Below are 26474 nucleotides of genomic sequence, written 5' to 3'. Positions count from 1 at the left end.
GATATGGACAAGAAGTTCAAAATCTACACAAAGACGGGTGATAAAGGGCAGACATACACTCTCGGTGGTCTGAGAGTAAGCAAGGATGACTTAAGGATAGAAGTTTATGGAGAAATTGATGAACTTATGTCTTGGATAGGAATTATCCTATCTCACATGGATGAACTACCGGAAGGAGAAGAGAAAGAGAAGATAATTCAAGACTTAAGGCTGATACAAAATAGACTTTTTGACACAGGAACACTTGTGATAGGTGGTAAGATTGAAGAACTAGAAGAATGGACAAAAGACCTAGAGGAAGAGATAGATAGGATGGATGAAAATCTTCCTCACATTAAAAGTTTCGTACTTCCTGGTGGGAGTAAGTTGTCTTCACTGACACACGTAGCAAGATGTGTGTGTAGAAGAGTAGAAAGAAAGATAGTAAGTCTCGCTGGTAGGCAAGAGTTTGATGAAAATGCAATAAGATACATAAACAGGTTGTCAGATTACTTATTCATACTTGCTAGGTATTTCAATTTCTTGCTTGGTGTTGAGGATGTAAAAAGAGATACCTCAATATATTTGAAAAAGAAGATCAGAATAAAGCCTATCAAAGACAAATCAACCGATCAGAATATTAGTAACCAGCAAAATGAAGTCTAAACTATTTAAGTGTCAATAAATTCTGTTTTTCATCAAAACTCTGGATTTTTAAGTTACTTCCTTGAGACAGTATTCGCTAGTCTCAAAATTTAACTTTATACCAGTTTTAATTGTTTGTTGTGATGAATACCTACCTAGTTATGAAGATACACGAGAGTAGAGAAAAACTTTACCATAGTTATTTTAGACTTTGTAATTTCGTGTTATCTCTACAGGGGTTCTCTATGGTGATAGTCTTTTGTAGCAAAGTTATTAACAAATTTTTTCCAGTTTTCAAGGGATGAAGGAGTGAAGATAGAAGGTCTCAGTGCTTCTATATCATCTTCAAGTATTCTTTGACCAATTTTTAACTCTCTTCTCGCTACGAAACTCCTCATTGACATCTTCCTTACAAACTCGTTGGGTAGGTTTCTAGAAGTGGTTTTCATAGCCTCTTCAACCTCTCTTATCATTTCAACCATAACTCTGAACTTTTCTGAAGAGATAGAAACGAGATTGTCATAGGAGTCATCGTCTTCACTGAGTGTGAGATGCTTTTCTACTACTCTAGCACCTAGACTAACAAAAGCAACTGGAAGAGATAGGGTTTTGGTATGGTCTGAAAAACCTACAAGTTTATGTTTACTGCTGTTTTCAAATTCTTTTCTAAATAGCATAAACTCCTTGATAGAGTAGTCACTGGGCTGTGAAGGATACCTTGAAACACAAAACATTATAACGAGTGGATTGTTAGCAAGAATTTTAGCATACCTTTTCACTTCTCTTATTTCACTGAAACCTGTTGAAAGTATAACTGGTTTGTTTGTTTTTGAAATCTTCATAAGCAGAGGTATGTAGTTTATATCAGAACTCGCAACTTTGAATACACTAACGTTCAAACTCTGAAGAAACTCAAAACTTTCAATGTCAAGCGGTGTCGCAAATGGAAGGATACCTAGACTTTTAGCATACTTGAAAATTTTATCATACTCCCCAAAAGGTATATAAACCTTCTTAAAAATTTCAACAGGGAGTCTAGATGATACTTCCTTAGGTAGATAATCTCCTTTTATGTAGAACCCATCTTTGGAGAATATCTGAAATTTAACAGCATCTGCTCCTACATCTTTTGCCGTATCTACCAACCTGTAAAGTTTGTCAATAGAACCATTATGATTTATCCCAATTTCCGCAACAACCATTACTTTGTTTAGTTTAAAAAGATCGTCTAATTCAAACATAGCAAGTATTGTTAATAACGAAATTGAAGTCTATCAAACTTTTTAAGATGGTAGTTAGCAAATTCTAGATTGGTAATGTTAATATTTACCTCACTATCTTAATTAGAACCGTTAAAATACCCTTCTTAACAAGTGTCTAGAAGGTTTAGTATGAAGCAAAGTTTCATAACTAGCGAATATTGTCTAGAACCAGGATGAGCAAAAGGTCTGGAATCTTGTCTAAAAAATATGTATAGGTTTTCACAGAGTAGTTTTTAAACACCTCTTTGTTTTCTCTTGTTGATCATAGTGTTGTATAGTTCTTTTACATCCATCTCAAGGTATCTTACTATTTCTCTTTCAATTTCATCGTAATCTTGTATGTCTTTGCCATTCGTTTTTTGGTATTTTTCAATCGTAGAACCAACTTTACGGTAGGCGTCTCTAAACGGAATGTTGAACTTCTCCATTACTGAAACTGCTATGTCAACGGAGAATATATCCTTTTTCATCTTTGAAAATACCGCATCTTCGTCAAAATGAATATATTCAACAATCTCTTCTAACACATCAAGTATTTTAGTTGTTTCGTTTATTGCTTCAATAATGGTTTCTTTTGTCTCCTGTAAATCCTTACTGTAGCCACTAGGAAGCGATGAAGTGATACTAATCGTTGAAACCAAGTATCCTAAGAGTTTCTTTGACTTGGCTCTCATAAGTTCAAAGACATCAGGGTTTTTCTTATGAGGCATTATACTACTACCAGTTGTTATCTCTTTCCCTAATTTAATGAAACCAAATTCATCTGACGAAAAGAGTATTACATCATTCGCAAATCTTGAAATATCACTGACAGTTGTTGTCAGTGCGAATATGACAAAACTTTCATACTTTCCACGAGTATTTTGAGCATAGATATGGTTTCGTATAAAGTCTGAAAATCCGAGAGCCTTTGTTGTGAAATCTCTATCAAGTTTGATTGGGAATCCATAACCAGCGGAGCTTCCTAAAGGGTTTCTGTCTATAAACTCAAGCAACGTACCTAATAGTTTTCTATCATCATCTAATGCTTCAGCAAACGAATTAATCCATGTATCTACGGTTGTCGGCATTGCTTGTTTTAAGTGAGTGTATCCTATAAGGGGCTTATCCAAGTAGGTGTCAGATAGATGTTTCAATTTCTGAATAAGGGATGTGAGTTTTTGAATAATCTGATTTATCTTATCCTTCTCGTAAAGCCTAAGTGCTGTCAGAACTTGATCATTTCTACTTCTTCCTGTGTGTATCTTTTTCCCTAAATCTCCTAGTTTTGATACAATATGATTCTCAATATAGGTGTGAATATCCTCATCCTCAACTTTCAAAGATGGCAGGTTTTCTCTGAAAGATTGTAGTAATTTTTCTAACTCTACCACTACTTTATCTCTCTCTTCATCCGAAAGTATGCCTATTTTATTCAACATCTTCACATGTGCTATTGTTCCAATGACATCATAAGTTGCAATTTCTCTGTCGTATATATAGTCCTTTCCTACTTCAAACTCCTCAACAATCTTGAGTATTCTACTTTCATCTTTCTCCCAGAGTTTCACATTCTACCTCCTAGCGCAAATTATAAAACGACTAGTAATGTATATTTTGAATGTGTTTATGCTAGAATTTATCTATTTGGAGACTGTAGCAGATATTCTTGTTATAAAACTAATTCTGTAATTCTAAACTCTTCCTTTTCCAATTCTTTTACACTTTTCCGAAATAGTAGTTGCAAACGTCTTTTAACTTACATTCTTTGCATCTAGGTTTTACTGGCTTACAGATGGTTTGTCCGAAAGCGACCATAAGGTGATTTATTTTTCCCCAATGCTCTTTTGGCAGGATTTTCATAAGTTCAAATTCCGTTTCCGTTGGATTTTTAGTTTTGACAAGACCAATCCTATTAGATATCCTATGGACATGTGTATCTACACAGATAGCATCCTTTCCGAATGCAACAGACAGCACTAGATTTGCTGTTTTTCTACCTACTCCTGGTAGTTTGAGTAATTCTTCCAATTCGGAAGGAACTATTCCATTGTATTTGTCAAGAATAATTCTGGATACTTCTTTGATTGTTTTTGCTTTATTTCTGAAAAAACCAACGGGGTAGATTAACTTTTCAAGTTTCTTGGTGTCTATTTTAACAAAGTCTTCTGGTGTCTTAAGGATTTCAAATAGTTTCTTTGAAGTTGGATAGGTTATATCATCTTTTGTTCTCAAACTCAGTATTGTTGAAATTAAAACCTGAAACGGTGTTTCTCCTTTTGAATTAACATACTTTTTTAACGGCGCATCCTCCTTCTCCCAAACTTCCTCAAGGAAGGCTAATATTCTACCAACTTTGTCTTCTACACTGTATTTAGAAGATATGATAACATTCTTACTTTCATTCATATATTCCGCTTACTATCTAGAAAAGCCAGATTCTATGTGTGTTTTAATGTTATGCCATACTTTTTTATCTTTCTTGAGAGTGTATTACGATGCATACCTAGAAACTTTGCAGTTTTTGAGATATTGAAATCATATTTTATCAGTGATGATACTATTATTTCTCTTTCACTTCTATGTATTTCTTGCTTTGGAATGTAACTCATAACGTAATCGTGTATCAAGTCAAGAGATATTACTCCATCTTCTGATAGCACGACTGCACGTTCCACAAAGTTTGACAGTTCTCTCACATTGCCCGGGAATGGGTAGTTCATTAAAAATTCTAGATAATCTTCATCTACTCTTTTAATGACTTTACCATTTCTCTTTGAAAACATATCTAAAAAATAGTAAAACAAAGGTAAAATATCCTCTTTTCTTTCCCTGAGGGGAGGTATATGTATTGATACAACATTTATCCTGAAGAATAGGTCCTCTCTAAAGTTTCTTTTTCTAACTTCTTCAAGGAGTTCTCTGTTAGTGGCTACTATGAGTCTTGCGTTTATAGGAATATAGTCTAGTCCACCTACTCTTATTATTTTCTTCTCTTCAATAGCCCTTAGTAGTTTTGTTTGAACTGATATAGATATTTCTCCTATCTCATCAAGGAACAGAGTCCCACCGTCAGCAATCTCAAAGAGACCCAATTTGCGCTTGTTAGCACCAGTGAATGCCCCTTTTTCATATCCAAATAATTCACTTTCTAATAATGTTTCAGGTATAGCAGCACAGTTTATACGGATAAAAGGGTTATCTTTTCGGTTGCTTAATTTGTGTATTACTTCAGCGAATAGTTCTTTACCAACACCAGTCTCGCCAGTTATCAAAACTAGAGAGTCGCTTTTTGCAATGCTAGTAGTTTTTTTAAATATATCAATTATTTTTTCCGATTCACCAACTATACCGAAAGACAACATAATTTTTTTAATATCTTCTTTGTTATCCTTCCTATGTATTACCATCGCAGGTTCAACTCCGATAACCATAAATATAAAGATGCTATACTTACACTTACAAGAGTTGTATTTTAAAGTTCATGAAGTGTTAATAGTTATTAACGAGTTTTTCAGAGTGTAGTTATTGTAGGTTAGCAGTATATAAGAAGTCAAATGCTTTCAAGTAGGAAGTCAGATGCTTTCAAGATACAATCTCCAGATTAATTAACCTAAAATTCACAGTCAAGAGTAGTTTCTTCTATCTGTATTGTAGTCCATATGTTGGAAATGGATAAATGTTCTTCTTGAGAAGAACCTAAAAGAGCTGGTATATGGTCAAATCTTGCGGCTAACAAATGCTATCTAAAACTGAAAGGGCGAATAAATGAAAAGTATGGAACCTTACTTGCTAGTTTAGAGGAAATTGTAATTTGTTGTCAAGATATTTTGAAAGTTTTAGAGATTAATTTTTAGGATTTAAAATAGGTTTATTAGATTAAAAGGAGGGGTTTATGGCTAAAGATAAAAAGTATGTATATTTTTTTGGTGAGGGTAAGGCTGAAGGAACTGGTAAGATGAAAGATATTCTTGGAGGTAAGGGTGCTGGTCTCGCTGAAATGACTAACATAGGATTGCCAGTTCCTGCTGGTTTTACTATATCTGCTGAGGTTTGTGACTACTATTACAAGAACGATAGGAAATATCCAGAGGGGTTAGTTGAAGAGATAGAGGAACATCTCAAGAGACTTGAAAGTGTTACTGGTAAGAAGTTTGGAGATACAAAAAATCCGCTTCTTGTGTCGGTAAGGTCAGGTGCTGCGGTATCTATGCCTGGAATGATGGATACGATACTAAACCTTGGGCTTAACGATGAGAGTGTTGTTGGACTTTCTGAATTAACAAAAAATCCAAGGTTTGCTTACGATGCGTATAGAAGGTTTATCCAGATGTTTGGTGATGTTGTTATGGGAATAAGTAAAAGTGAGTTTGAACACGTGCTTGAGAATAAAAAGAAGCAGAGAGGTGTTAATTACGATAGCGAACTGACGGCTGATGACCTTAAGGAAGTTGTTAAGGAGTACAAAGAAATCTACAAAAAGCATAATCTAGAGTTTCCACAGGATCCTAGAAAGCAACTTGATATGGCTATTGAAGCAGTCTTCAAGTCTTGGATGAATGAGAGAGCAATAAAGTATAGGGAGATAAATGAGATACGAGGGCTTCTTGGAACTGCTGTTAATGTTGTTGAGATGGTCTTTGGTAATATGGGAGAGGACTCAGGAACTGGTGTTGGATTTACGAGAAACCCAAATAATGGTGATAAAGAATTCTACGCCGAGTTTCTACCGAATGCTCAGGGTGAGGATGTTGTAGCAGGTATCAGGACACCTATGAAGATAGATGAGTTAAAAAGAAGGCTACCCGAAGTGTATGATCAACTACTAAAAGTTGCGGAACTTCTTGAGAAGCACTACAAGGATGTTCAGGACATTGAATTCACTGTTGAGAGAGGCAAGTTATACCTACTACAGACAAGATCTGCTAAAAGAACAGGTCTTGCTGCTGTTAGAATAGCGGTTGATCTTGTAGAAGAAGGTATAATAACTGAAGAAGAAGCAATAAGTAGAGTTCAGCCGAGCCATATTGACCAACTCTTACATCCGATGATAGACCCATCTGAGAAGTATAGTGATAAAGTTATAGTAAAAGGATTGCCCGCTTCGCCAGGTGCTGCTACAGGACAGGTTGTTTTCTTCGCAAAGGATGCCGAAAAACTAGGTAAGGAAGGTAAAGATGTTATACTTCTAAGACCTGAGACTTCACCAGAAGATGTTGGGGGAATGCATGCATCAAAAGGAATACTTACAGCGAGAGGTGGTCTTACATCTCACGCAGCAGTTGTGGCAAGAGGTATGGGTAAACCATGTATCGTAGGATGCGAAGATCTAATAGTTGATGAAAAACAAAGGGTCGCTAAAACGAAGGACGGAAAGTATACCATAAAGGAAGGAGACTGGATTACAATTGACGGTAAGACTGGTGAGGTGATACTCGGGAAACTAAAGCTTATAAAAGGTGAGATAACGGGATACTTTGCTAAATTTATGAGCTGGGTTGATAAGCATAGGAAGATAAAGGTGAGAGCAAATGCGGAAACACCTGAAGATGCCAGAAAAGCAAGAGAATTTGGTGCAGAAGGTATAGGACTTGCTAGAACTGAACATATGTTCTTTGGACCTGAAAAGGAAAGAATACTCTACTTTAGGAGCATGATAATATCTGATACTTATGAGGATAGAGTAAAAGCACTTGAGAAACTAAAGGAATTCCAGAGAAGGGATTTTGAGGAACTACTTGAGATTATGGAGGGACTACCTGTAACGATAAGGCTACTTGATCCACCACTCCACGAGTTTCTACCGCACGAGGAAGAACAGATGAAAGAGGTGGCGAAAGAGTTAGGTGTCTCGGTTGAGAAGATAAAAACAAGGTATGAACAACTCAAGGAATTTAACCCAATGCTTGGCTTTAGAGGAAGTAGGCTTGCAGTTGTGTATCCAGAGATATATGAGATGCAGATAAGAGCGATATTTGAAGCCGCTTCAAATCTTAAGAAGAAAGGAAAGAACATAATACTTGAGATAATGCTACCTATAATAAGTGAGGTTAAGGAGTTTGTATGGGTTAAGAGGAGACTTGAGAAGGTTGCTAAGGAGACTATGGAGAAGCAAGGTGTTAATGTTGAATACACATTTGGAACGATGATAGAAGTACCAAGAGCAGCGCTTACTGCTGATGAGATAGCAAAGGAAGCTGATTTCTTCTCGTTTGGAACTAACGACTTAACACAGATGACATTCGCATTCTCAAGAGATGATGTAGGTAAGTTCATTGATGCATACAAGAATACTAACATTCTTGAGGATGACCCATTCAAAACACTTGATGTGAAAGGTGTTGGGGAACTCATAAAGATAGGTATACAGAAAGGTAGAAAAGTTAAACCAAATCTTAAGGTAGGTATATGTGGTGAGCATGGAGGAGACCCAAGGTCTATACACTTCTGCTATGAAGTAGGTATGGATTATGTTAGCGCTTCACCTTACAGAGTTCCTATAGCAAGGCTTGCAGCAGCACAAGCAAGTGTAGCAGATAAGAAAGGTTTGACAGCAGATTAGTACCTATTCTAGCAATCTTTAAGTCATGATAAAATACTAGTTTGATCAAAACTTACAAAAATAACAGAATTTGTAGTGGTGACTTTGTTCTAATTTTATCTAATAGATTAACCGAATATGGATTTGCTGCTTGCTAATGTAACGACGAAAGTAGATTATACTATTGATACAAGCAATTATCTGTAAATATGTATTCGTTTTTGTTCTTTCATCAGGTTATATGTTGTATGAATTCCATGAATAATTGGTTTGTGTTGTTTATATAAGTTAGTGTTTTCTTAAAGTAAGATTGTCTTTTGGTTTAAATTGAATTACAGATAGATAGTTTTTTAAACTCAAGGTTATTGGAGGAAGTATGAATTTCCCTAAAAAGACAATTGTTATATGTTCTTTGCTATTATTAATATTTGTAGGATTAGTAGCAGTTCCTGTGATAATTTCAGGTAAAACTTTTTATGGTATAGATGGGAATATAGGAATTATAAAAGTCAGTTCTGAGAGTATGTGGAAGTTTCAGAACGAAAGGTGGTATAACAATTACCTTCTTGGTTTTCCTCTTGGAGTAACGCTTGTGTTGAGTAATCTTATTGGTGGGATTATAGGCTATGAGTTAGTTCCTGTTTTTGATGTTATTCTCTACATAGTTATTTCCTTTTTAGGAATGTATATATTTCTGAGAAGTTCAGGACTTACAGTTTGGGCTTCTATATTTGGAGGAACATCTATATCTCTTACTACTGCTGGTATTCTTACAGTGCTAGGTGGTCATATAAATGGGTCTCTCTCATTTCTAATACTATCTCTCGGAATAGTGAGGTATATATATTCAAATCAACTACCTCTTTTCAAACTACTATTATTAACGATAATATCGGGAATATCTCTAGGTATAGCATTCTTTGACACTCAGAGGACGATATACTTTGGAATGGTTCTTGGAGCATACATAATATTTCTGACGTTCGTAAGAGTTGGTAAATTAAAAAATTTCTTGAGGTTAGAGAAAGTTGAGTGGCTTAGAATATTAGGAGTTCCTATTATTATATTTTTGGTTTTTCTGATATTCTCAATGAATACTATAACTGGCTTCTTTGGGCTGGTTCAGGCAGAGCAGTTGGGTGTTAAGAAGGATGACCCTGAGTCAAAGTGGAGATTCTTAGTTCAATTTTCAACTCCCCCTGAGGAGATATTGAATTTTGTAATTCCCGGTATGTTTGGATACTTTTCTGGAGATGCTAATCTACCTTACTGGGGGCGAGCAGCACAGGATTTTGACTACGAAAAAACTAAACAAGGTATGAGAAACTTCAGACTAGGAATAGATCAGTATGTTGGAGTGTTCGTAGTTCCTTTTATACTATTATCTTTACTATTTTTCAAATACTGGGATGGTGATAGAAAAAAACAGTTTATATTCTGGGGTATTGTTGCTATAATCGCATTTTTACTTGCTATAGCACGCTATTTCCCAACACTGTTTTGGCTACTAATTCAGATACCCTTTATGGATAGGTTCAGAGTTCCTGGTAAGTGGATAGATGTCTTCACAATATCAATAATAATACTATCCGCTTTTTCGTTTGATTCTTTTATAAGAAATCTAGGACAGAGAACTAAAGAAAATAGGCTTGTTATATACTCTCTCTTAATCTACTCTGGTGTATTATTCCTGATATATCTAATTCTTTCAGGACTAAAATCCGAAATATCTCTGTATTTCACGACTGTGGAACAATATGACTATACAATTTCCCAGAGGATAAGTGAAAACATAGCAAATTCTTTTGGAAATGCTTTTATATTCATATTCCTTGGAACATTGGTTTTGTATCTGCTAGAAGTTCTATCATCCAAAGGTTTTGCACTGGAAGAGAAATTTTCAGTCAAGTCTCTTGTTAGCGATGTGGTATTTGTAGGTTTCATAATCATAGTTTTCATAAATATGTTTATCATAGTTAGACCGATTTTCAAACAGGTTGACCCTTATAAACTATATTCAGAAACAGAATTAGTTAAGTTTATGAAGGAGAAAACACGGGATGAGCAGACTAGGTTTGTGTTTTACTCAGGGTTAGCAAACCATTATCTTACATTCTTGTTTCCTTATCATAACCTAGAGTCAATACAAACGATACCACAGTCAAGGTTATCAGAGGAATACACAAGGTTTCTACCTATAGTATCATCCTTTAACTTTGATATTATGGCCAAGTATGGGACTGGATACTTTATAACAGAATTACCGCCAACGCATCAGGTTTTCCTTCAACTTCCTAATCTTACTTACTACACGAATATTGTCTCAAAAACATATCTTTCTGAAGAACAGCCGTCCATAACTCATTCAGTTTATGTTTATAAGATAACCAACACCCTACCTCGTTTTTATATGACACCAAACTACATAAAGTACAACGGACAGATAGAGATGGTTTTGATGTTGCCAATTGATGTTTTAAGAAGTAGTGTTCTAATAACCAACGATATTACAAACTTTACCCCATCGCAAAACTTTGCTTATAACATCACAGTTGAAGAGTTTTCATCAGACTATGCGAAATTAAGGATATCAAACTCTGACAAAGGTTTTCTTGTATTCAATAGCTACTACCATCCTAAATGGGAATGTTATGTGGATGGTCAAAAGAAAGAAATTATGAAAGCAAATTATCTTGTTCAAGCAGTGTATATAGATACACCTGGTGAGCATACGGTTGAGTTTAGGTTCAATTCCTTCTCTCCATTTGCAGTAATACAATTTGTGTTGTTAGGTGTGTTTTTAGTATCACTACCGCTGTTAAGGTTTGTTAAGAAGTGATAGGTATTCTATTACCCTTCGCATTTAGGAATTTTGAGTAACTATTAAGATTAGCATTGTTTTCATAATTCCAAAATAGACCATGATAGAAATAATGATCTAAACCAAGTTGTGAATTTTATGCCTTACCTAATATCTTCTATTCTTTTGATAAGAACTTGTTTTTACATTTATAATTAGGTTTATGATGGTATCCGATATGAAAGTTGATGTTAAACTAGACAGAATAAAGGGATCTATACTTGACACACCTAATACTATATCAAGGATACTTTCGGAGAGAGGATACGAGTGCTATGTGGTTGGTGGTGTAGTCAGGGATCTGGTAATAAAAGGAACTATATCAGAAAATGCTGACTGGGATCTTGCTACTTCTGCTACACCTGAAGAAGTTATGAAAATATTACATAGTAAGAGGTTTAAGGTTATTCCAACAGGTATTAAGTATGGAACTGTTACTGTAATTAATGAAGGCAAAAATTATCAGATAACAACATACAGGTTGGATAAGGAATATACTGACTTTAGGCATCCTTCGGAAGTTGAATTTACGAGGGATATAAAGGAAGATTTATCCAGAAGAGACTTCACAATAAACGCAATGGCTCTTAATCTCATAACTGGAGAATTTATTGACTTGTTTGGTGGAGTTGAAGATATTAAGAACAGAGTTATAAGGACTGTTGGAGATCCTGACCAGAGGTTTGAAGAAGATGCATTAAGAATGCTCAGAGCTTGTAGATTTGCTTCAAAACTTGAGTTTAGGATAGAAGAAAACACGCTTTCTTCCATACGGAGAAAAGCAGAGAATATAACAAAAATCTCTCCAGAAAGGATCAAAGATGAGATTGTGAAGATGATGATATCTGATAAACCTTCAATAGGTATTGAATACATGAGAGAGACAGGACTGCTTAAGTATGTGCTCCCCGAACTTCAAGAATGTTATGGTGTTAGTCAGAATATTTACCATAAGTATGATGTATACTATCACTCTCTTATCACTTGCGATACATTATCAAGTTTTCTTAAGGATGTGAAAGATGAGAAAAGAATATATCGTCTCAAGTTGGCAGGTCTTCTTCACGACATTGCTAAACCTGTTACAAAGCAAGAAGTTTTTGAAAATGGTATTGAAGTCTCAACATTCTACAATCACGAGGTTGTAGGTTCAGGTATCGCTAAAAGGATACTTAGAAGGTTAAGGTTTAGCAATGATGACATTGACTATATAACTCGTCTTATAAGGAATCACATGTTCTACTATACAGATGAATGGACAGACAGTGCAGTTAGAAGGTTCATAAGGAATGTTGGATTTGATATAATGGAAGACCTTTTCATACTTAGGGAAGCAGATAGGATTGCGAGCGGTAAGCGAAAACCAGGTAGTGCGTCTATACAGAAACTTAAAGATAGAATACTCAAGATAATAGAAGAAGACAATGCATTGAGTCTCAAGGATTTAGAGGTAGATGGATATGACATAATGAGAACATTGAACATACCCCAGGGACCACTTGTAGGTAAGATACTAAATGCTCTTCTACAAGTTGTTATTGAGGACCCATCTAAAAACAAAAAAGAAATACTCCTAGAAATAGCGAAAGAAATATACCAATCGAATAGTTAAAGTCTGTTAGGTTTGTTATCTCCTTAACTACGTTTTAATCTTTGTGAATGTGATTTTTATAGAGAAGGTCCTAGAAGGGTTTCTGTTTTACTAGCTATGTGTGTTATATAATCTACAATAAAATATAGATACGATGCGGTTATGTAAGTTCGTCGGTTATCAGCAAGGTCTAAAGTTCATAATTTAGTCGTAGTTTGTCTTTTGTTTATAGTTCCGTTCAGGAATAGGCAAATTCTTAAAAGGCACTTGAGATAAGTATAAGGTTAAATTTGGAGGCAAAGAAATGATATATGGATTCAAAGTTAGTGAGTAGTTAGAGTAAGAATGCTTACTGTTTATCTAACAGAAGTTAGAATTTATCAAATAGATTCCTTGACTGTTTTGTTTTTTTGATACTAAAGTCTTTATGTTGTTATGAGAGTGTTAATAAGTTATTTAACTTTAAACTTTTACGACTGTTTTCTGTGTTCCTAAAACTTCGTCAGGATGTGCTATTCTACCCATTATTGCTGAGGCTGCTGCTACTGCGGGGCTTGCAAGATACACTTCACTAGTTGGATCTCCCATTCTACCTACGAAGTTTCTATTTGTTGTTGAGACTGCTTTTTCACCTTTTCCAAGTATTCCCATGTGTCCGCCAAGACAAGGACCACAAGTAGCCATTGTTACAACAGCACCCGCTTCCATAAATATGTCAATCAAACCTTCTTTCAAAGCCTTGTAATAGACTACTTGTGTAGCAGGAGTGATTATACACCTTATCTCAGGGTGAACCTTTCGTCCCTTCAGTATCTCTGCTACTATTCTTAAATCCTCTATCTTTGCGTTTGTGCAGGACCCAATGAATACCTGATCTATCTTGACATGAGTAGCATCAGAAACATTCCTACAATTTGAGGGTAGGTGAGGAAAAGCAACCTGTGGTTCTATCTTTGAAACATCGTATTCTCTTATATCTGCGTAATCAGCGTCAGGGTCTGATTTGTAGATCTTATATTCTCTCTTAGCCTGATTCTTTATATAGTCTATTGTCTTGTCATCAGGTTCTATTATTCCGGTAGTAGCACCTGCTTCTATTGCCATGTTCGTCATTGTCATACGAGATTCAAATGACATCTCTTTTACTGTTTCGCCCGTAAATTCCATAGCCATATACAGTGCTCCATCTACTCCTATGTCTGCTATGGTGTAGAGAATTAGGTCTTTTGATGATGTCCATCTTCCCATTTTACCATAGTATATAAACTTCATGCTTCCTGGAACTCTAAACCATGTTTCACCCGTTATCATAGCGTATGCAATATCAGTTGAACCCATGCCTGTTGCGAATGCACCTAATGCGCCTAGCGTGCAGGTATGAGAGTCTGCTCCAACTATAACGTCACCTGGTAAGACTAGTCCTTCTTCAACAAGTAGTGTGTGTTCTATGCCTACCTTACCAATCTCGTAGAAGTAGGGTAGTTTGAGCCTTCTAGCAAATTGTCTTAATATGTTTATCTGATCTGCACTTTTTATGTCCTTAGCAGGTGAGAAGTGGTCTGGTATTAAAGCTACTCTTTCTTTGTCAAACACATCTTCAGCACCAGATTTTTCAAACTCCTCTATTGATAGAGGTCCTGTAATGTCATTGCTGAAACAAAAGTCAACTTTCGCTGTTATTATCTCACCAGGTTCAACATACTCTCTTCCAACGCTTCCATCTTTGTTTATAGCATGATCTGCTAATATTTTCTGGGCTATTGTCATTCCCATACCTTACCTCCAAAATATACTTGTATATGATAAAAGATATGCAAGTAATTTAGAAATTTCAAGAACACAACTAAAATAAAATCTGAGATTTACAACTAGGTTGAAGTTTCTTCTTTCCCTTAAGCAACGTAGAGAAAAACACTACACTTACTTCAATACCAAATTTATGACTATATCAACAAAAGATGTCAAAATAATGAACAGATCAGAGGTTCTGCTTTTGTAGTTGCGTAAGTAGAAAGGTAAAGGTGAGGTTAAGTAAAATTGATGTCAATTGGAGGTGATTATGAAAGTTTATTATGACAATGATATTGATCTAGAGATAATCAAGAAGAAAAAGGTTGCAGTGATAGGTTATGGTAGTCAAGGTTCTGCACATTCACAAAACCTTAGAGATAGTGGAGTAGATGTTGTTGTTGGATTGAGGAGTGGTTCTAAAACCGAGGAGGAGGTCAAGAAAGCAGGTCTTAAGACGATGGATATTGAGAGCGCTTCAAAATGGGCTGATGTTATCATGATACTTACACCTGATGAGACTCAGCCAGAGATATATGAGAAGTATATAAAAGATAACCTCTCTGAAGGTAAGATGTTAATGTTTGCTCACGGGTTCAATATACACTATAATCAGATTGTTCCGCCTTCTAATATTGATGTTGCGATGGTTGCTCCGAAAGGACCAGGAATACTAGTGAGACAACAGTATGTTGAAGGAAAAGGTGTTCCATCTTTGGTAGCAGTTCATCAAAACTATACAGGTAAAGCAAAGGAGATTGCTCTTTCTTATGCAAAAGCAATCGGTGGTTCCAGAGCAGGAGTAATTGAAACAACATTCAAAGATGAAACTGAAACAGACCTCTTTGGAGAACAGGCTGTTCTGTGTGGTGGTGTCGTCCATCTTATGGCTGCAGGCTTTGAAACACTCGTTGAAGCAGGATATCCGCCGGAGATGGCCTATTTTGAGTGTATCCATGAAATGAAACTGATTGTTGATCTGATATATCAAGGGGGAATATCAACGATGAATAGTTTTATCAGCAACACAGCAGAATACGGTGAATATGTATCAGGACCTAAGGTTATAACCGAGGAGAGTAAGAAGAACATGAAGAAAATTCTAGAAGATATACAGACAGGTAGGTTTGCAAAAGACTGGATACTAGAGAACAAGGCAGGAAGACCTCACTTTAGCAAGATGAGGGAAAAATGGGCAAATCATCCTGTTGAGGAAGTAGGTAAGAAGTTAAGAGCAATGATGCCTTGGATTGTTCCACCTACCAAAAGAAAAGCATAGCATTAACTTAAGCTATTGATTTTGTGTTTAATACTACTCTCTCTGTATCCAAAGCTATAGCAAGTTCCTCGTTTGTTGGCATAACTACGACCTTGATTTTTGAACTAGAGGTAGATATTATACCACTTTGACCCCTGATGGTTCTATTGTTCGCTTCATCGTCTATCTCTATCCCAATGTTTTCAAGACCACTCAAAACCTTTTTTCTAGTAAGAGGAGAGTTCTCACCAACACCAGCAGTAAATACTATTCCATCTACTCTGCCAAGCATGAAGAAATAAGCTCCTATGTATTTCCTTATCCTATTACAATACATATTAAACGCTAGAACTGCTCTTTCGTTGCCTTTCTCATACTCCTCTTCTATAATCCGCATATCGTTTGATAGACCAGTTATACCCAAGATCCCGCTTTCTTTATTCAGGATTCTATCCATCTCAGATGTTGAGATGTTTTCTTTATCCATTATGAACAGTGGAATACTAGGATCAATATCACCACTTCTAGTTCCCATTATAAGACCTTCTAGAGGAGTAAAACCCATTGATGTGTCGTAAGATTTACCATTCCTTACAGCAGTTATACTAGCACCATTACCAAGATGACAAGTTATGAGGTTGATATTATCAATGTTTATTCCTAAAAGTTCTGCAGTTTTTTGTGTTACATATCTATGAGATGTTCCGTGAAAACCGTATTTTCTTATTCTGTAGTTCTCATAGTATTTGTATGGTATAGCGTAGAAGTAATTATCTGGTGGTATAGTCTGATGGAATGCAGTATCAAAAACTGCTACCTGTGGTATGTCCTTAAGTATCTCCTGACATGCTAGAATACCTATTAGATTTGGAGGATTATGTAAAGGAGCGAGTTTTCCAAACTCCCTGATATATTCAATAACTTCTTCGTCTATCAAAACACTTTCAAAGAACTTGTGTCCTCCGTGAACAACTCTGTGTCCAATTGCTTCAACTAATAGGTTATTAGTTGTTATTATTTTAACAACAATACCTATTGCTTCCTTATGATCTCTTGCAAGGACATCCTCCTTAAACTTCTCTCCGCCAAGAGTATAGGTATTGGTAGCCCCTATGTTGCCAACCCTATCAACGAGTCCTTTCAAAAGAACATCTTGACTATTAGTGTCAATAAGTTGATACTTCAGTGAAGAACTACCCGAGTTTATAACAAGTATTTTCATACTGATACTAATTCTAAAAAATTTATAATAACTCTTTCAAAACGATTTGATTAAAGTTTGGTTAAGAGTTTAGTATTTTTGTCAGCGATTTGTTGGGTTTAATGAAGGTGGTTATTCCTGTTAGATTAAGTACGAGTGTGAGATTTAAAGCAGAAACAAAAACACCAAATCATTTGATCAAAATTCTATTCCAGATGGCATTGAAACAAGATTGAAGAGATTGTTTTATGCAAACTCAACAGCATTGAAGTCAATAAACTGCTCAAACATCGTGTATAGCCTATGTAGTATTGATAGCCTGTTATCCCTAATCTTTGTATTCTCATCCATCACAAAAACCTTTTCAAAAAACCTGTGGACTGGTTCTCTAAACTCAAGAAGAGTGTTTAGAACATCCTCATAGTTCTTTTCTCTCATCATCCCAGTTACTATGGTTTCCTTTGAAGTAATAAGAGAGTAAAGCAATTTCTCTTCGTCTGTGAGTATAGATGTATCCACAGGTTGAGGTGATGTGAATTTTGCCTCGGATAGAATGTTCCTTATACGCTTGAACAGTACTGCTACATTTACGAACTCGCCCCTATCTCTAAACAGGCTAACCGTTTTTACTCTTAAATACGCATCGTAAGGGTTAGTTGTAGTTTTAATGGTTGCTTCAACTTCATCAGTCTTAAAGCCCATCTCCTTGAGAAAACTCTTTAGCCTCGTGCTCACAAATGTTCTTATGTCATCTTCTATTATCTCATACTCTCTATTGAAGAACTCTTGGTAGATACTCTTTGCACTCTCAAACACCTCTACTATATCAAAGTCTAGTGATTTATTTATAAGCATTCTTGAAATGCCTAACACTTGTCTTCTTAATCCGTAAGGATCGCTTGAACCTGTTACCTTCTTGCCAGCAGAGTAGAGAGAAAACAGATTATCAAGCTTATCAACAATTGAAACAACCGTTCCTCCAAATGTTGATGGAAGTTCGTCATCTGCAGAGACTGGCTTATAATGTTCCTTTATGTAGTTTGCGACATTATCGCTTTCTTTGAAGATAAGCGAGTAATGATAGCCTATGATACCTTGAAGTTCTGGAAATTCATAGACGACACCAGTTGTCAAATCAAACTTACATATACTTGATGCTCTCACTATCTCATCCCTAACATCACTTACACCAAGTTTGTCCAAGACTATCTCTGATAATTTTCTCATTCTACCAAGTTTATCATATACTGTCCCAAGTCCTTCAAAGAAAATGAGTTCTTTAGTCTTGTTAACGAAAAAGTCAATTGACTTCTTTGTATCCTCTTCATATAGAAACTTTCCGTCGTTGAGCCTTGCAGATATTACCTTTTCATTACCTTTTATGATGTTATCATTCGGAATTGTATTTGTAATTATTAGAAACTTGTTTGTTAGTTTACCTTCTTTGAGAAGTGGTATAAACTTTTGTTTTTCTACCATCTCGGATATGAGTATCTCGCTAGGAACGCTCAAAAAATCCTCACTGAACGAACCAACTGCACATTCAGGATACTCAACGAGGTTTGTAATCTCCTCAAGTAGTTCTTTAGATAAAACGGCATCAAGTTTTAGTCTTGACTTGAATTCTTCAACTTTCTCAAGTATTATTCTTTTCCTCTTCTCTGGTGATGGTATAACTTTACCCTTCGTTTCTAGGAGTTTTTCATAGTCTTTTGGATCATTGATTGCAACATTCTCTCCTATAAACCTGTGTCCATAGGATAGATTGGAAGATTTCACTCTCGCTATCTCAATATCAATGACCTCACTTCCGAAAACACAAACGATCCATCTTATCGGTCTTACGAATTGATAATCTATATCTGACCAACGCATAGTTTTTGGGAATTCAAGAGTTTTCAGTGCTTTCGGTATCTCGTTTTTCAGGATTTCCTTTGTATCAATACCTTTCTGTATTCCTTCAAAGAATATAAACTCCTTATCTCCTTCCTTCAAAACTTTCAATTCACCTTCCATTGACGAGACAGAAGATAAGAAGCCTTTGAGTGCTTGAGTCGGCTGTCCGTCATTAGTGTATGCCAGATTTTTTGAAGGACCCTTTTTGATAACCTTCCTATCACTCTGCTTTTCATCAAGTTCTTCTATCAGAACTCCAAGCCTTCTTGGTGTTGAGAATGTTTTTAAACTTGAATAGTTTAGGTTGTAATTGGATAGCATTTGCTTGAAAAATGCTTCAAATTGCTTGTGGGTTGATGCTAGGTAAGTATGGGGTATTTCTTCAACGCCTACTTCAAGTAAAAAATCTCTTGCCATCTCAAACTCCAAACTAGACCTTAATTATCAAAGTCTCTTTTACATCCTTTCAAAGTGTTTGATAAGTTTAGAAACATAGTTTAACTTATTTATAATCCTTACGGTGTAGAGGACAAGATGGTAGCGGTAAAACTTGAGGGAGTTGATAAATATTTTGGTGATTTTAAAGCGCTTGATGGGGTTTCGTTTGAGATAGAGGAAGGTGAAATAATAGGATTTCTTGGGCCGAATGGTGCGGGTAAAACAACTACTATGAGGATCATAACCTGCTTTATGGAGCAAACTTCTGGAAAGGTGAGTGTTTATGGACTTGACAACATCGCACAAAAAGATGAGATAAAGAAAATAATCGGCTACCTTCCTGAGCAACCACCGTTGTATCCAGAACTTTCAGTTGAAGAATACCTTTACTTTGTAGCGGAGATAAAAGACGTGCCAAAAGATAGGATAAAAAAGCGAGTAGATGAGGTTGTAGAACTTGTTGGACTTAAAGAGAAGAGAAATTTTCTCATATCACATCTATCAAAGGGGTATAGACAAAGAGTAGGGATAGCACAAGCAATAATACATAATCCTAAACTACTCATACTTGACGAACCAACCATCGGTCTTGACCCTATACAGATTATTGAAGTGAGAGAACTCATAAAGTCGTTATCACAGTTGGAAAAGAGAACGATAATACTCTCAACACACATCTTACAGGAAGTTAATTATGTATGTCAGAGAGCAATAATAATAAATCGTGGTAGGATAGTTAATGATATTCCTATAAGACCATCAGATAAAAGATATTATATTATAAAACTAAAGTCTCCGATTGAGAGAGTTGAAATAGACTTTCAAGACATCTCTATTCTGCCGAATGGGATAAGAGTTTGTGTAAGTAATGAGGATGAGTTAGAAACTATCGTTAGACAACTAGTATCTCAAAATATGATACCTATTGAGATAACACCACTGACTACAGAGATAGAGAAGATATTCGTTGAGTCAGTGTATTCTTAATCTTTGTCGTAGATGTTTCTAAAGGTTCTATTCCCAGTCCTTGCAGTTATAGTTATATCCTACATAGTATCCAGGTACAAGAAGATAGGTGCTTATGAATTGAGTGTGCTTGCGATATACATACTCACACCCGCCCTAATATTGAGATCTTTTGATATGTATGGAGATTTGCTTCTAGGTAATATTGCTATAACAACTATTCATCTAGTTATTCAAGCAATTGTTATGTATCTTTTGTCTTCTTTGGTTTCTAGAATGATGAGACTATCTAGAAGGTCAAAGTATGCGTTTATAATCATGTCATTCTTGCCTAACACGGGTAATATAGGAATACCTGTTATTGAACTCTACCTTGGCACTAAAGCGAGTAGTTATGCTACTCTCATACTTGTGATAACTTCAATAATGACACAGACCTACTGTGTTTATCTTGCTTCAAGAGGTGTTCATAGTAGGGGTAATTCCCTTAAGGATGTTCTTACATCCGTAAAAAACATTCTTTCACTGCCGCTTATCTATGTTTTCCTAGTTGGTATTGCACTATCCGTTGCTAATATCAAACTACCTTTTTTTCTGAAAGACCCTATCTATGGTGTTGGTTTTTCTGCTTTGATACTAGGTCTTATACAGTTAGGTGTTGTTTTGGGTAGAGTTAGGATAAGACTTATCCCTATTAATTTTGTTATTATTACGGGTTTAATGAAACTGATAGTTTCTCCTATAGTTGCTTTCGGTATCGCATACATACTAGGGGTAAGTGGAACGGAATTGAAAGTAATTATACTTCAGTACGCTATGCCTTCTGCACTATACTCTAGTATAATAGCATCGTTTTTCAAACTAATACCTAGAACAGTAGGTGTGTCTGTGTTCTTTTCAACAGTAGCTGGCTTCCTTACTCTATATGCTTTGATTGAAATACTATCTCTATTCTAAAAATTAGAGATTCCCGTCGTATAGAATAATTTATGTCAAGTCTTCTGATAGTCCTTATCTCTTCTTTCCGAAGAAGAAGGTAAGCATTTCAGGTAGTTGTTCAGCCCAGGTTGCCTCGTTATGTCCCTTGTTGGTTGATATTAGATAGTAAAGATTTTCCTTCTCCTTCCAACCTCTACTTACTAAAGCGTTATGCATCTTCTCTGTTTCTTTTACAAACATAGCGTCTATGTCCGTTGTCCCACAGGATAGGAATATCTTAAGGTTAGGTTTCTGTGGTAGTTTTTGTTCTATGAGGTAGTCAAAAACCTTGTATGGCTTTTGCTGGAACTGTGGTGAGTTTGTTGGATAGTGTCCTCCAGATAGAGAACCTACAAGACCGAATTTGTCGGGATGGTTGAACGCAATGTAAAGAGAGACACCAGCACCAAAACTTGAACCTGCAACTGCAGTATTATCTCTTCCTTTCTTCACTCTAAAGTTTGTCTCAACGAAAGGCATGACCTCATTCACAACGAAATCCATATAAGCAAGTGATTTGTTCTGATTTTCAATGACAAGTTGTTTTTGTGTTTCACTAACTTGCATACCATACAAGGTTGAGAACCCTACATACTCTTTTGGTCTTTCACCAGAGTTGGCTATTCCTACCACTATCACTGGTTCAATCTTACCTTCATTTACCAGTTTTTCAATGATTGTATTAACCTTCCATCCCCCAAACGGTAGTGAATTACCATCCCATACATTCTGACCATCCTGCATATACAAAACTGGATAGGACTGCTTTGAAGAGTGATAGTTAGGTGGTAGATATATCCATAACTTCCTCTTTTCAAGTTTAGATATCTGTGTTTTAGGTTCTATGTCGTAAGTTATTATCATACTGTCATTGGTGTCTTTACTTACCTTATTCATAACAAGATCCCTTCTGAATGATATAACTCTATTGTAAGGATCGTTAAAAATCCTTCTTGAAGTCTCTGAAAATATTACTCTAAACACATATTCAAAGGACTTGATGCTACCAAAGTTAGTCTTAAACATGAATAAATCACTTGCACCGACTCTGCTCATAGTATTAGTTGAAAACTTCCCATCCAAAAACAGTATTATCTCAACTCCTTCTGGTGATTTACCTCTTGATTGAAAGTAAAGGAATGTTATATCATCACCTTTCACAATTGGTAGGCTAATGTTTGATAGAAAATTACTCACAAGAGTGTTGGCACCTATCCTATCTTGGATATTGCTTAAATTCCTTATAAACTCATCCACATTAGCAAAGATATGGTTCATCCAGACTACAAGAAATAGTATTGTTAGTTTTGTTTTCATAGTACAACCACTTATAAACTATCTTGCTGTTGGAATAAATATCTCTTTATTTTTCTGGTTGAGGTTTTCGGAAGTTCTTCTGTTAGTATCTTATAGGATTTTATCTTTTTGTAATCTGGCAATTTCGTATTGAGTTCTTTCACAACGCCATCTATTATCTTTTCTATGTCTTCGTAAGAAATCTTGTGAGCAGGAGTTTCCTTCTCAAACTCTATGTAATTGAAGTCAGGAACTATATATGCGAATACTTCTTCACCTATTGCTTCGTCCTTGCTTATCTTTTTACCTATTACTAGACTCTCAAGGATATATGGAGATTCGTTAAGTTTTTCTTCTATCTCTTCAGGATAAACATTTTTCCCGCCGTGAGTCACTATAACATTCTTTATCCTACCAGTTATATAAACATATCCTTCTTCGTCAATGTATCCTAGGTCTCCTGTTTTGAGGTATCCATTAACAAGTGTTTCTTGTGTAGCTGTTGGGTTCTTATAATATCCTACCATAACATTGGGTCCTTTTATTAGGATTTCACCTATACCATCTTTGTTAGGAGCGTCTATGGTAATTTCAACACCCGGGATTGGCTTTCCTACGGACTTGTTCTTCGGTTTATCATAAGGATTGAGTGTAGCAACTGGAGCACACTCTGTAAGTCCATAACCTTGAAGTATAGTGAAACCCATTAGTTCCATAAGATTTGCAACTCTTTCGGGCAGTGGTGCTGCACCAGATATGAATAGTTCTATAGTTGAGAGACCTGCTTTCTTCCTTACCAGAGATAAAAATCTCCCACTGAGTTTGTTGTTCTTTGTTATACTTCGTGATATTGTGGCTAGAGCAAATAGTGTTTTGACAAAAGCTTTTAAAAATACTCCGGATCGTTCTATCTTCCTTATTATACCATCAGCTATCTTCTCTAGGAAGAGTGGAACGACTAGCATCTTATTTATCTTGTTTCTTGAGATCAATTCCAGAACAACCTTTGGGTTGAGGGCAGGTGAGTATAGTATTGAAGTACCTCCATGTAGTGCTGTGTAAAGTCCTGCTGTTGATTCATAAGTATGGTTAAGAGGAAGTATTGAAAGCAATCTGTCAGTAGGCTTTATTCTAGCGAGAGGTGGTAATACTGTTAGTTCAAACATTATATTCCTATGAGTTAACATTACACCCTTTGACAAACCAGTAGTTCCAGAGGTATATACAATCTCAAAAAGGTCATCCGGGGATACTTCGTTGTATTTTTTTATTACCTTGTCAGAATACTCTTCAATTATCTTCCTAAGAGATGTTTGATTCTTTTTCTTTGGTTTCTCATCAATCATTATAACATAGTAGTTATCAAAGTTTATCTCGTCCTCTAGGGTTGAATACATCTTTTGAGACACGAATACTACCTTACTTTCTGAATGTTCAAGTATCATCTTTATCTCATTCGGCGACATTCTGACGTCCATAGGAACTAAAACAAAACCATTATAGACGGTTCCTAACGCACATAATCCCCACTCCGCTCTGTTTTCAGAGATTAAAGCGACTTTATCACCTTTCTTGAGTTTGAGAACATTTGAAAGATAATACGATATGCACTGAGCGTATTTCTTTATATCCGAGTAAGTATACCAGATGTATTCTTCAAGGTTGTCTTCCGAAACAGGCATACCAAGGGCTCTTTTGTCTTGGTATTTTTCTGCTATGTAATCAACGAATTCTCTGGCGTTAAGGAATTTTATATCGGGTTCAACACTTGCTATGCTCATAACTTACCTCCTTATTCGGAGGATATTCTAAAAATTTTCATTTCAACTATCAAGAGGCGAAGAGTGTGTTCAAAAAATGTATGTAATGCTTGTGAATACTTGTGATTCTGAAGGATATCTCTTTGCAAGTGTTGTAAAAACACCAAAAACAAAAAATTTTTACCCCTACCCCATCAAACATTATACACCTATCGCTACCAAACTCCTACCCATCTTCATATCCTTCACTTCCAACCACCTAACTCATCTTGAAATGACCTGTCACCTCCTAAACCTTGTATCTATTCCTATCGTATTGATACCTGTAATCTCTACAATCCCTCTCACACCCCTTCCTCAAAGGATGCTTCACCTTCCAAACCTTCTCACAAACTCTAAAAACTCAACACTCCTACCATACAGACTATCCTCATACACCTACACCCACTCCCCTTCAACACCTTCTCAACAAAATCCCTACTGTCCAGAACCATCCTCCTCTCATTAGAGTATGCCGCCCCCGTCAAACACCCTCTTTTAGATCTTGAAAGTTTAATGAGGAATAATTATACTACATCTATATAGAACTACTATTAAAGTGGCAAAGTATAGTTTGGTAGTAGATAGGTTTTTTGGATAGTATTTTTGTATTGAATGATAAGGCATCTGGGATAGGGAGTTTGAGTTTTGAGGTGGTAGGTGGTATAAGTAAGGAGGTGGATATAGTTGCGAACAAGCAAGTGGTATATAGTAAGGTGAAGGAGGGATTTAAGTCTACATTGAATGTGATAAGTGGTATTCAGTATACGGTGGAGGTGGTAGATAGTGCTGATAGGAGATTGCTGGCGAGTGGTAACATTTTAGTTGATAAGGGTAAGAGGAAGGATTTGGTGATAGAGGGCAAGTTGGTGGGGGATAAGTATGAGGTAAGGATAGTAGGTGCTGAGTTTGGTGATAGGAGGTTAAGGTTTGAGGTGTGGGGTGGTAGTTTGGGGTTATTGGCAGTTGGTGTTAGGTATATGTTGAGTAGGGAGTTGAGTGTAGATTTTGGGGTGGGGGATAGTTTTTTAGTGAATGATGCTACGGGTAAGATTTACAACAAGGTTTCGGTAGGTTTTGGTGGGAGATATGTTTTTTTGGATGGTGATTGGGGTGAGTTAGGCTTGTTTAACAAGTTGTATGGTAGTTATTATGGTGGTGGTATTAGGAATGTTGGTTTGGGATTGGGTTTGAATTATAGTGTTTGGATGGTTAGTTTGGATATAGGGATGGGTGTTGGGATGATTGGTTTTAGTAATTTTTCTTATGGTATGTATTGGGGGGTTGGTGTGAAGTTTTGATGAGTGTTATTTTGGAGGAGGTTTAGTATGAGGTTGTTAGTATTGTTTTTAGTGGTTTTGGTGGTAGTAGTTATTGTTTTGATGGTTGGGGGATGTTATTTGTTTTTTTTACCTGGGGAGTATGATGACATGATGAAGATGATGAGGGATGATGAGTTAAAGGATTTTAGGGTTTTGATAGAACATCCGGAGGAGGGGAAGTTTTACAATAGTAATGATATAGAGGTTAGGGGTAGGGTTAGTAGTGTGAGGAGTATTAAGGAAGTGTGGATGAGGCTGGGTAATAGTGGAGTATTTGGAAAGGCTAGTGGGACTAGTAGTTGGAGTAGTAATTTGAGTGGGTTGAGTGAAGGGACTAACACAGTGTATGTGTATGCAGTGGATAATGCTGGTAATACGAGTTCAACACAATCTGTGAGTTTCATAGTTGTGCTTAGAGTATATGTATCAACTGGTGGTAATGATGCTAATGATGGTATATTAAAGACTATACCTGTAAGGAGCATTCAGGTAGGTTTGAGCAAGGCTAGGGGTTATAATGTTAATGAGATATATATAACAACGGGTTTATACACACCGGGTAGTGGATTGAATTCTAGTGGTAGTGATAGTGGGGTGGTGATAACGAATAATAACATAAGGTTGATAGGAGGATGGGATAGTGGATTTAATAGTATGATAGGGTATAGTGAGTTA

At 36.1% G+C, this 26474-nt stretch carries 19 protein-coding genes; 10 read left to right on the top strand and 9 right to left on the bottom strand.

From position 1 onward, the window contains the following. Positions 1-3 precede the first annotated feature (3 nt). On the top strand, positions 4-645 hold the full coding sequence (locus NZ579_03580; protein MCS7299031.1) for a cob(I)yrinic acid a,c-diamide adenosyltransferase: 642 nt from the start codon (positions 4-6) through the stop codon (positions 643-645). A 209-nt stretch (positions 646-854) separates the two neighbouring features. Here the strand turns inward: NZ579_03580 and NZ579_03575 are convergent, their stop codons facing one another. The 4 genes from NZ579_03575 to NZ579_03560 form a co-directional block, all read right to left on the bottom strand. After that, a complete protein-coding gene (locus NZ579_03575; protein ID MCS7299030.1) occupies positions 855-1865 on the bottom strand; it encodes an N-acetylneuraminate synthase family protein in 1011 nt (336 codons plus the stop codon). Between the two features lie 254 nt (positions 1866-2119). Continuing rightward, positions 2120-3436 carry an argininosuccinate lyase gene (argH, locus tag NZ579_03570; GenBank protein MCS7299029.1) on the bottom strand — a complete coding sequence of 439 codons (1317 nt, stop codon included), beginning with the start codon at positions 3434-3436 and terminating at the stop codon, positions 2120-2122. A gap of 148 nt (positions 3437-3584) precedes the next feature. Beyond that, positions 3585-4274 carry an endonuclease III gene (gene nth, locus NZ579_03565; protein ID MCS7299028.1) on the bottom strand — a complete coding sequence of 230 codons (690 nt, stop codon included), beginning with the start codon at positions 4272-4274 and terminating at the stop codon, positions 3585-3587. Positions 4275-4306: 32 nt separating this feature from the next. Continuing rightward, positions 4307-5299, bottom strand: a complete 993-nt coding sequence (locus tag NZ579_03560; protein MCS7299027.1) for a sigma-54 dependent transcriptional regulator — start codon at positions 5297-5299, stop codon at positions 4307-4309. 461 nt (positions 5300-5760) lie between these two features. On the opposite strand from NZ579_03560, the gene ppdK reads away from it, so the two are divergent. The 3 genes from ppdK (at position 5761) to NZ579_03545 (ending at position 12878) form a co-directional block, all read left to right on the top strand. Then, positions 5761-8427: a pyruvate, phosphate dikinase gene (ppdK, locus tag NZ579_03555; GenBank protein MCS7299026.1), complete on the top strand. Its 2667-nt coding sequence runs from the start codon at positions 5761-5763 to the stop codon at positions 8425-8427. A gap of 355 nt (positions 8428-8782) precedes the next feature. Continuing rightward, positions 8783-11245, top strand: a complete 2463-nt coding sequence (locus NZ579_03550) for a hypothetical protein (protein ID MCS7299025.1) — start codon at positions 8783-8785, stop codon at positions 11243-11245. Positions 11246-11429: 184 nt separating this feature from the next. After that, positions 11430-12878: an HD domain-containing protein gene (locus tag NZ579_03545; GenBank protein ID MCS7299024.1), complete on the top strand. Its 1449-nt coding sequence runs from the start codon at positions 11430-11432 to the stop codon at positions 12876-12878. A gap of 441 nt (positions 12879-13319) precedes the next feature. On the opposite strand, the gene leuC is transcribed toward NZ579_03545, so the two are convergent. Then, positions 13320-14630, bottom strand: a complete 1311-nt coding sequence (gene leuC, locus NZ579_03540; protein ID MCS7299023.1) for a 3-isopropylmalate dehydratase large subunit — start codon at positions 14628-14630, stop codon at positions 13320-13322. A gap of 286 nt (positions 14631-14916) precedes the next feature. On the opposite strand from leuC, the gene ilvC reads away from it, so the two are divergent. Further along, on the top strand, positions 14917-15924 hold the full coding sequence (ilvC, locus tag NZ579_03535) for a ketol-acid reductoisomerase (protein ID MCS7299022.1): 1008 nt from the start codon (positions 14917-14919) through the stop codon (positions 15922-15924). 7 nt (positions 15925-15931) lie between these two features. Here the strand turns inward: ilvC and NZ579_03530 are convergent, their stop codons facing one another. Together NZ579_03530 and glyS are read right to left on the bottom strand one after the other, a co-directional pair. Next, positions 15932-17125 carry an acetate kinase gene (locus NZ579_03530; protein MCS7299021.1) on the bottom strand — a complete coding sequence of 398 codons (1194 nt, stop codon included), beginning with the start codon at positions 17123-17125 and terminating at the stop codon, positions 15932-15934. A gap of 225 nt (positions 17126-17350) precedes the next feature. Beyond that, entirely contained in the window at positions 17351-19417 is a 2067-nt protein-coding gene (glyS, locus tag NZ579_03525) for a glycine--tRNA ligase subunit beta (protein MCS7299020.1), read from the bottom strand. Between the two features lie 117 nt (positions 19418-19534). Between glyS and NZ579_03520 the strand changes: the two genes are divergently transcribed. Next, positions 19535-20425 (top strand): ABC transporter ATP-binding protein, encoded by an 891-nt coding sequence (locus NZ579_03520; protein ID MCS7299019.1) that lies wholly within the window; start codon positions 19535-19537, stop codon positions 20423-20425. 12 nt (positions 20426-20437) lie between these two features. Next, the gene (locus NZ579_03515) at positions 20438-21361 is read left to right on the top strand and encodes an AEC family transporter (protein ID MCS7299018.1); all 924 of its coding nucleotides are present in this window, start codon (positions 20438-20440) and stop codon (positions 21359-21361) included. A 54-nt stretch (positions 21362-21415) separates the two neighbouring features. Here NZ579_03515 and NZ579_03510 read toward each other — a convergent pair whose 3' ends face one another. After that, positions 21416-22699, bottom strand: coding sequence for an alpha/beta hydrolase-fold protein (locus tag NZ579_03510; GenBank protein MCS7299017.1), 1284 nt, complete (start codon positions 22697-22699; stop codon positions 21416-21418). 11 nt (positions 22700-22710) lie between these two features. Continuing rightward, positions 22711-24459, bottom strand: coding sequence for an AMP-binding protein (locus tag NZ579_03505; protein MCS7299016.1), 1749 nt, complete (start codon positions 24457-24459; stop codon positions 22711-22713). A gap of 76 nt (positions 24460-24535) precedes the next feature. On the opposite strand from NZ579_03505, the gene NZ579_03500 reads away from it, so the two are divergent. The 3 genes from NZ579_03500 to NZ579_03490 form a co-directional block, all read left to right on the top strand. Further along, entirely contained in the window at positions 24536-24946 is a 411-nt protein-coding gene (locus NZ579_03500; protein MCS7299015.1) for a hypothetical protein, read from the top strand. A 124-nt stretch (positions 24947-25070) separates the two neighbouring features. Beyond that, positions 25071-25778, top strand: coding sequence for a hypothetical protein (locus NZ579_03495; protein ID MCS7299014.1), 708 nt, complete (start codon positions 25071-25073; stop codon positions 25776-25778). Positions 25779-25805: 27 nt separating this feature from the next. Then, positions 25806-26474, top strand: a 669-nt coding sequence (locus NZ579_03490) for a hypothetical protein (GenBank protein ID MCS7299013.1), incomplete at its 3' end; no start/stop codon positions are given.

It is taken from the genome of Spirochaetota bacterium (genome assembly GCA_025061835.1).
GTDB lineage: Bacteria > Spirochaetota > Brevinematia > DTOW01 > DTOW01 > SKYB106.
This window is presented reverse-complemented; position numbering and strand designations above follow the sequence as displayed.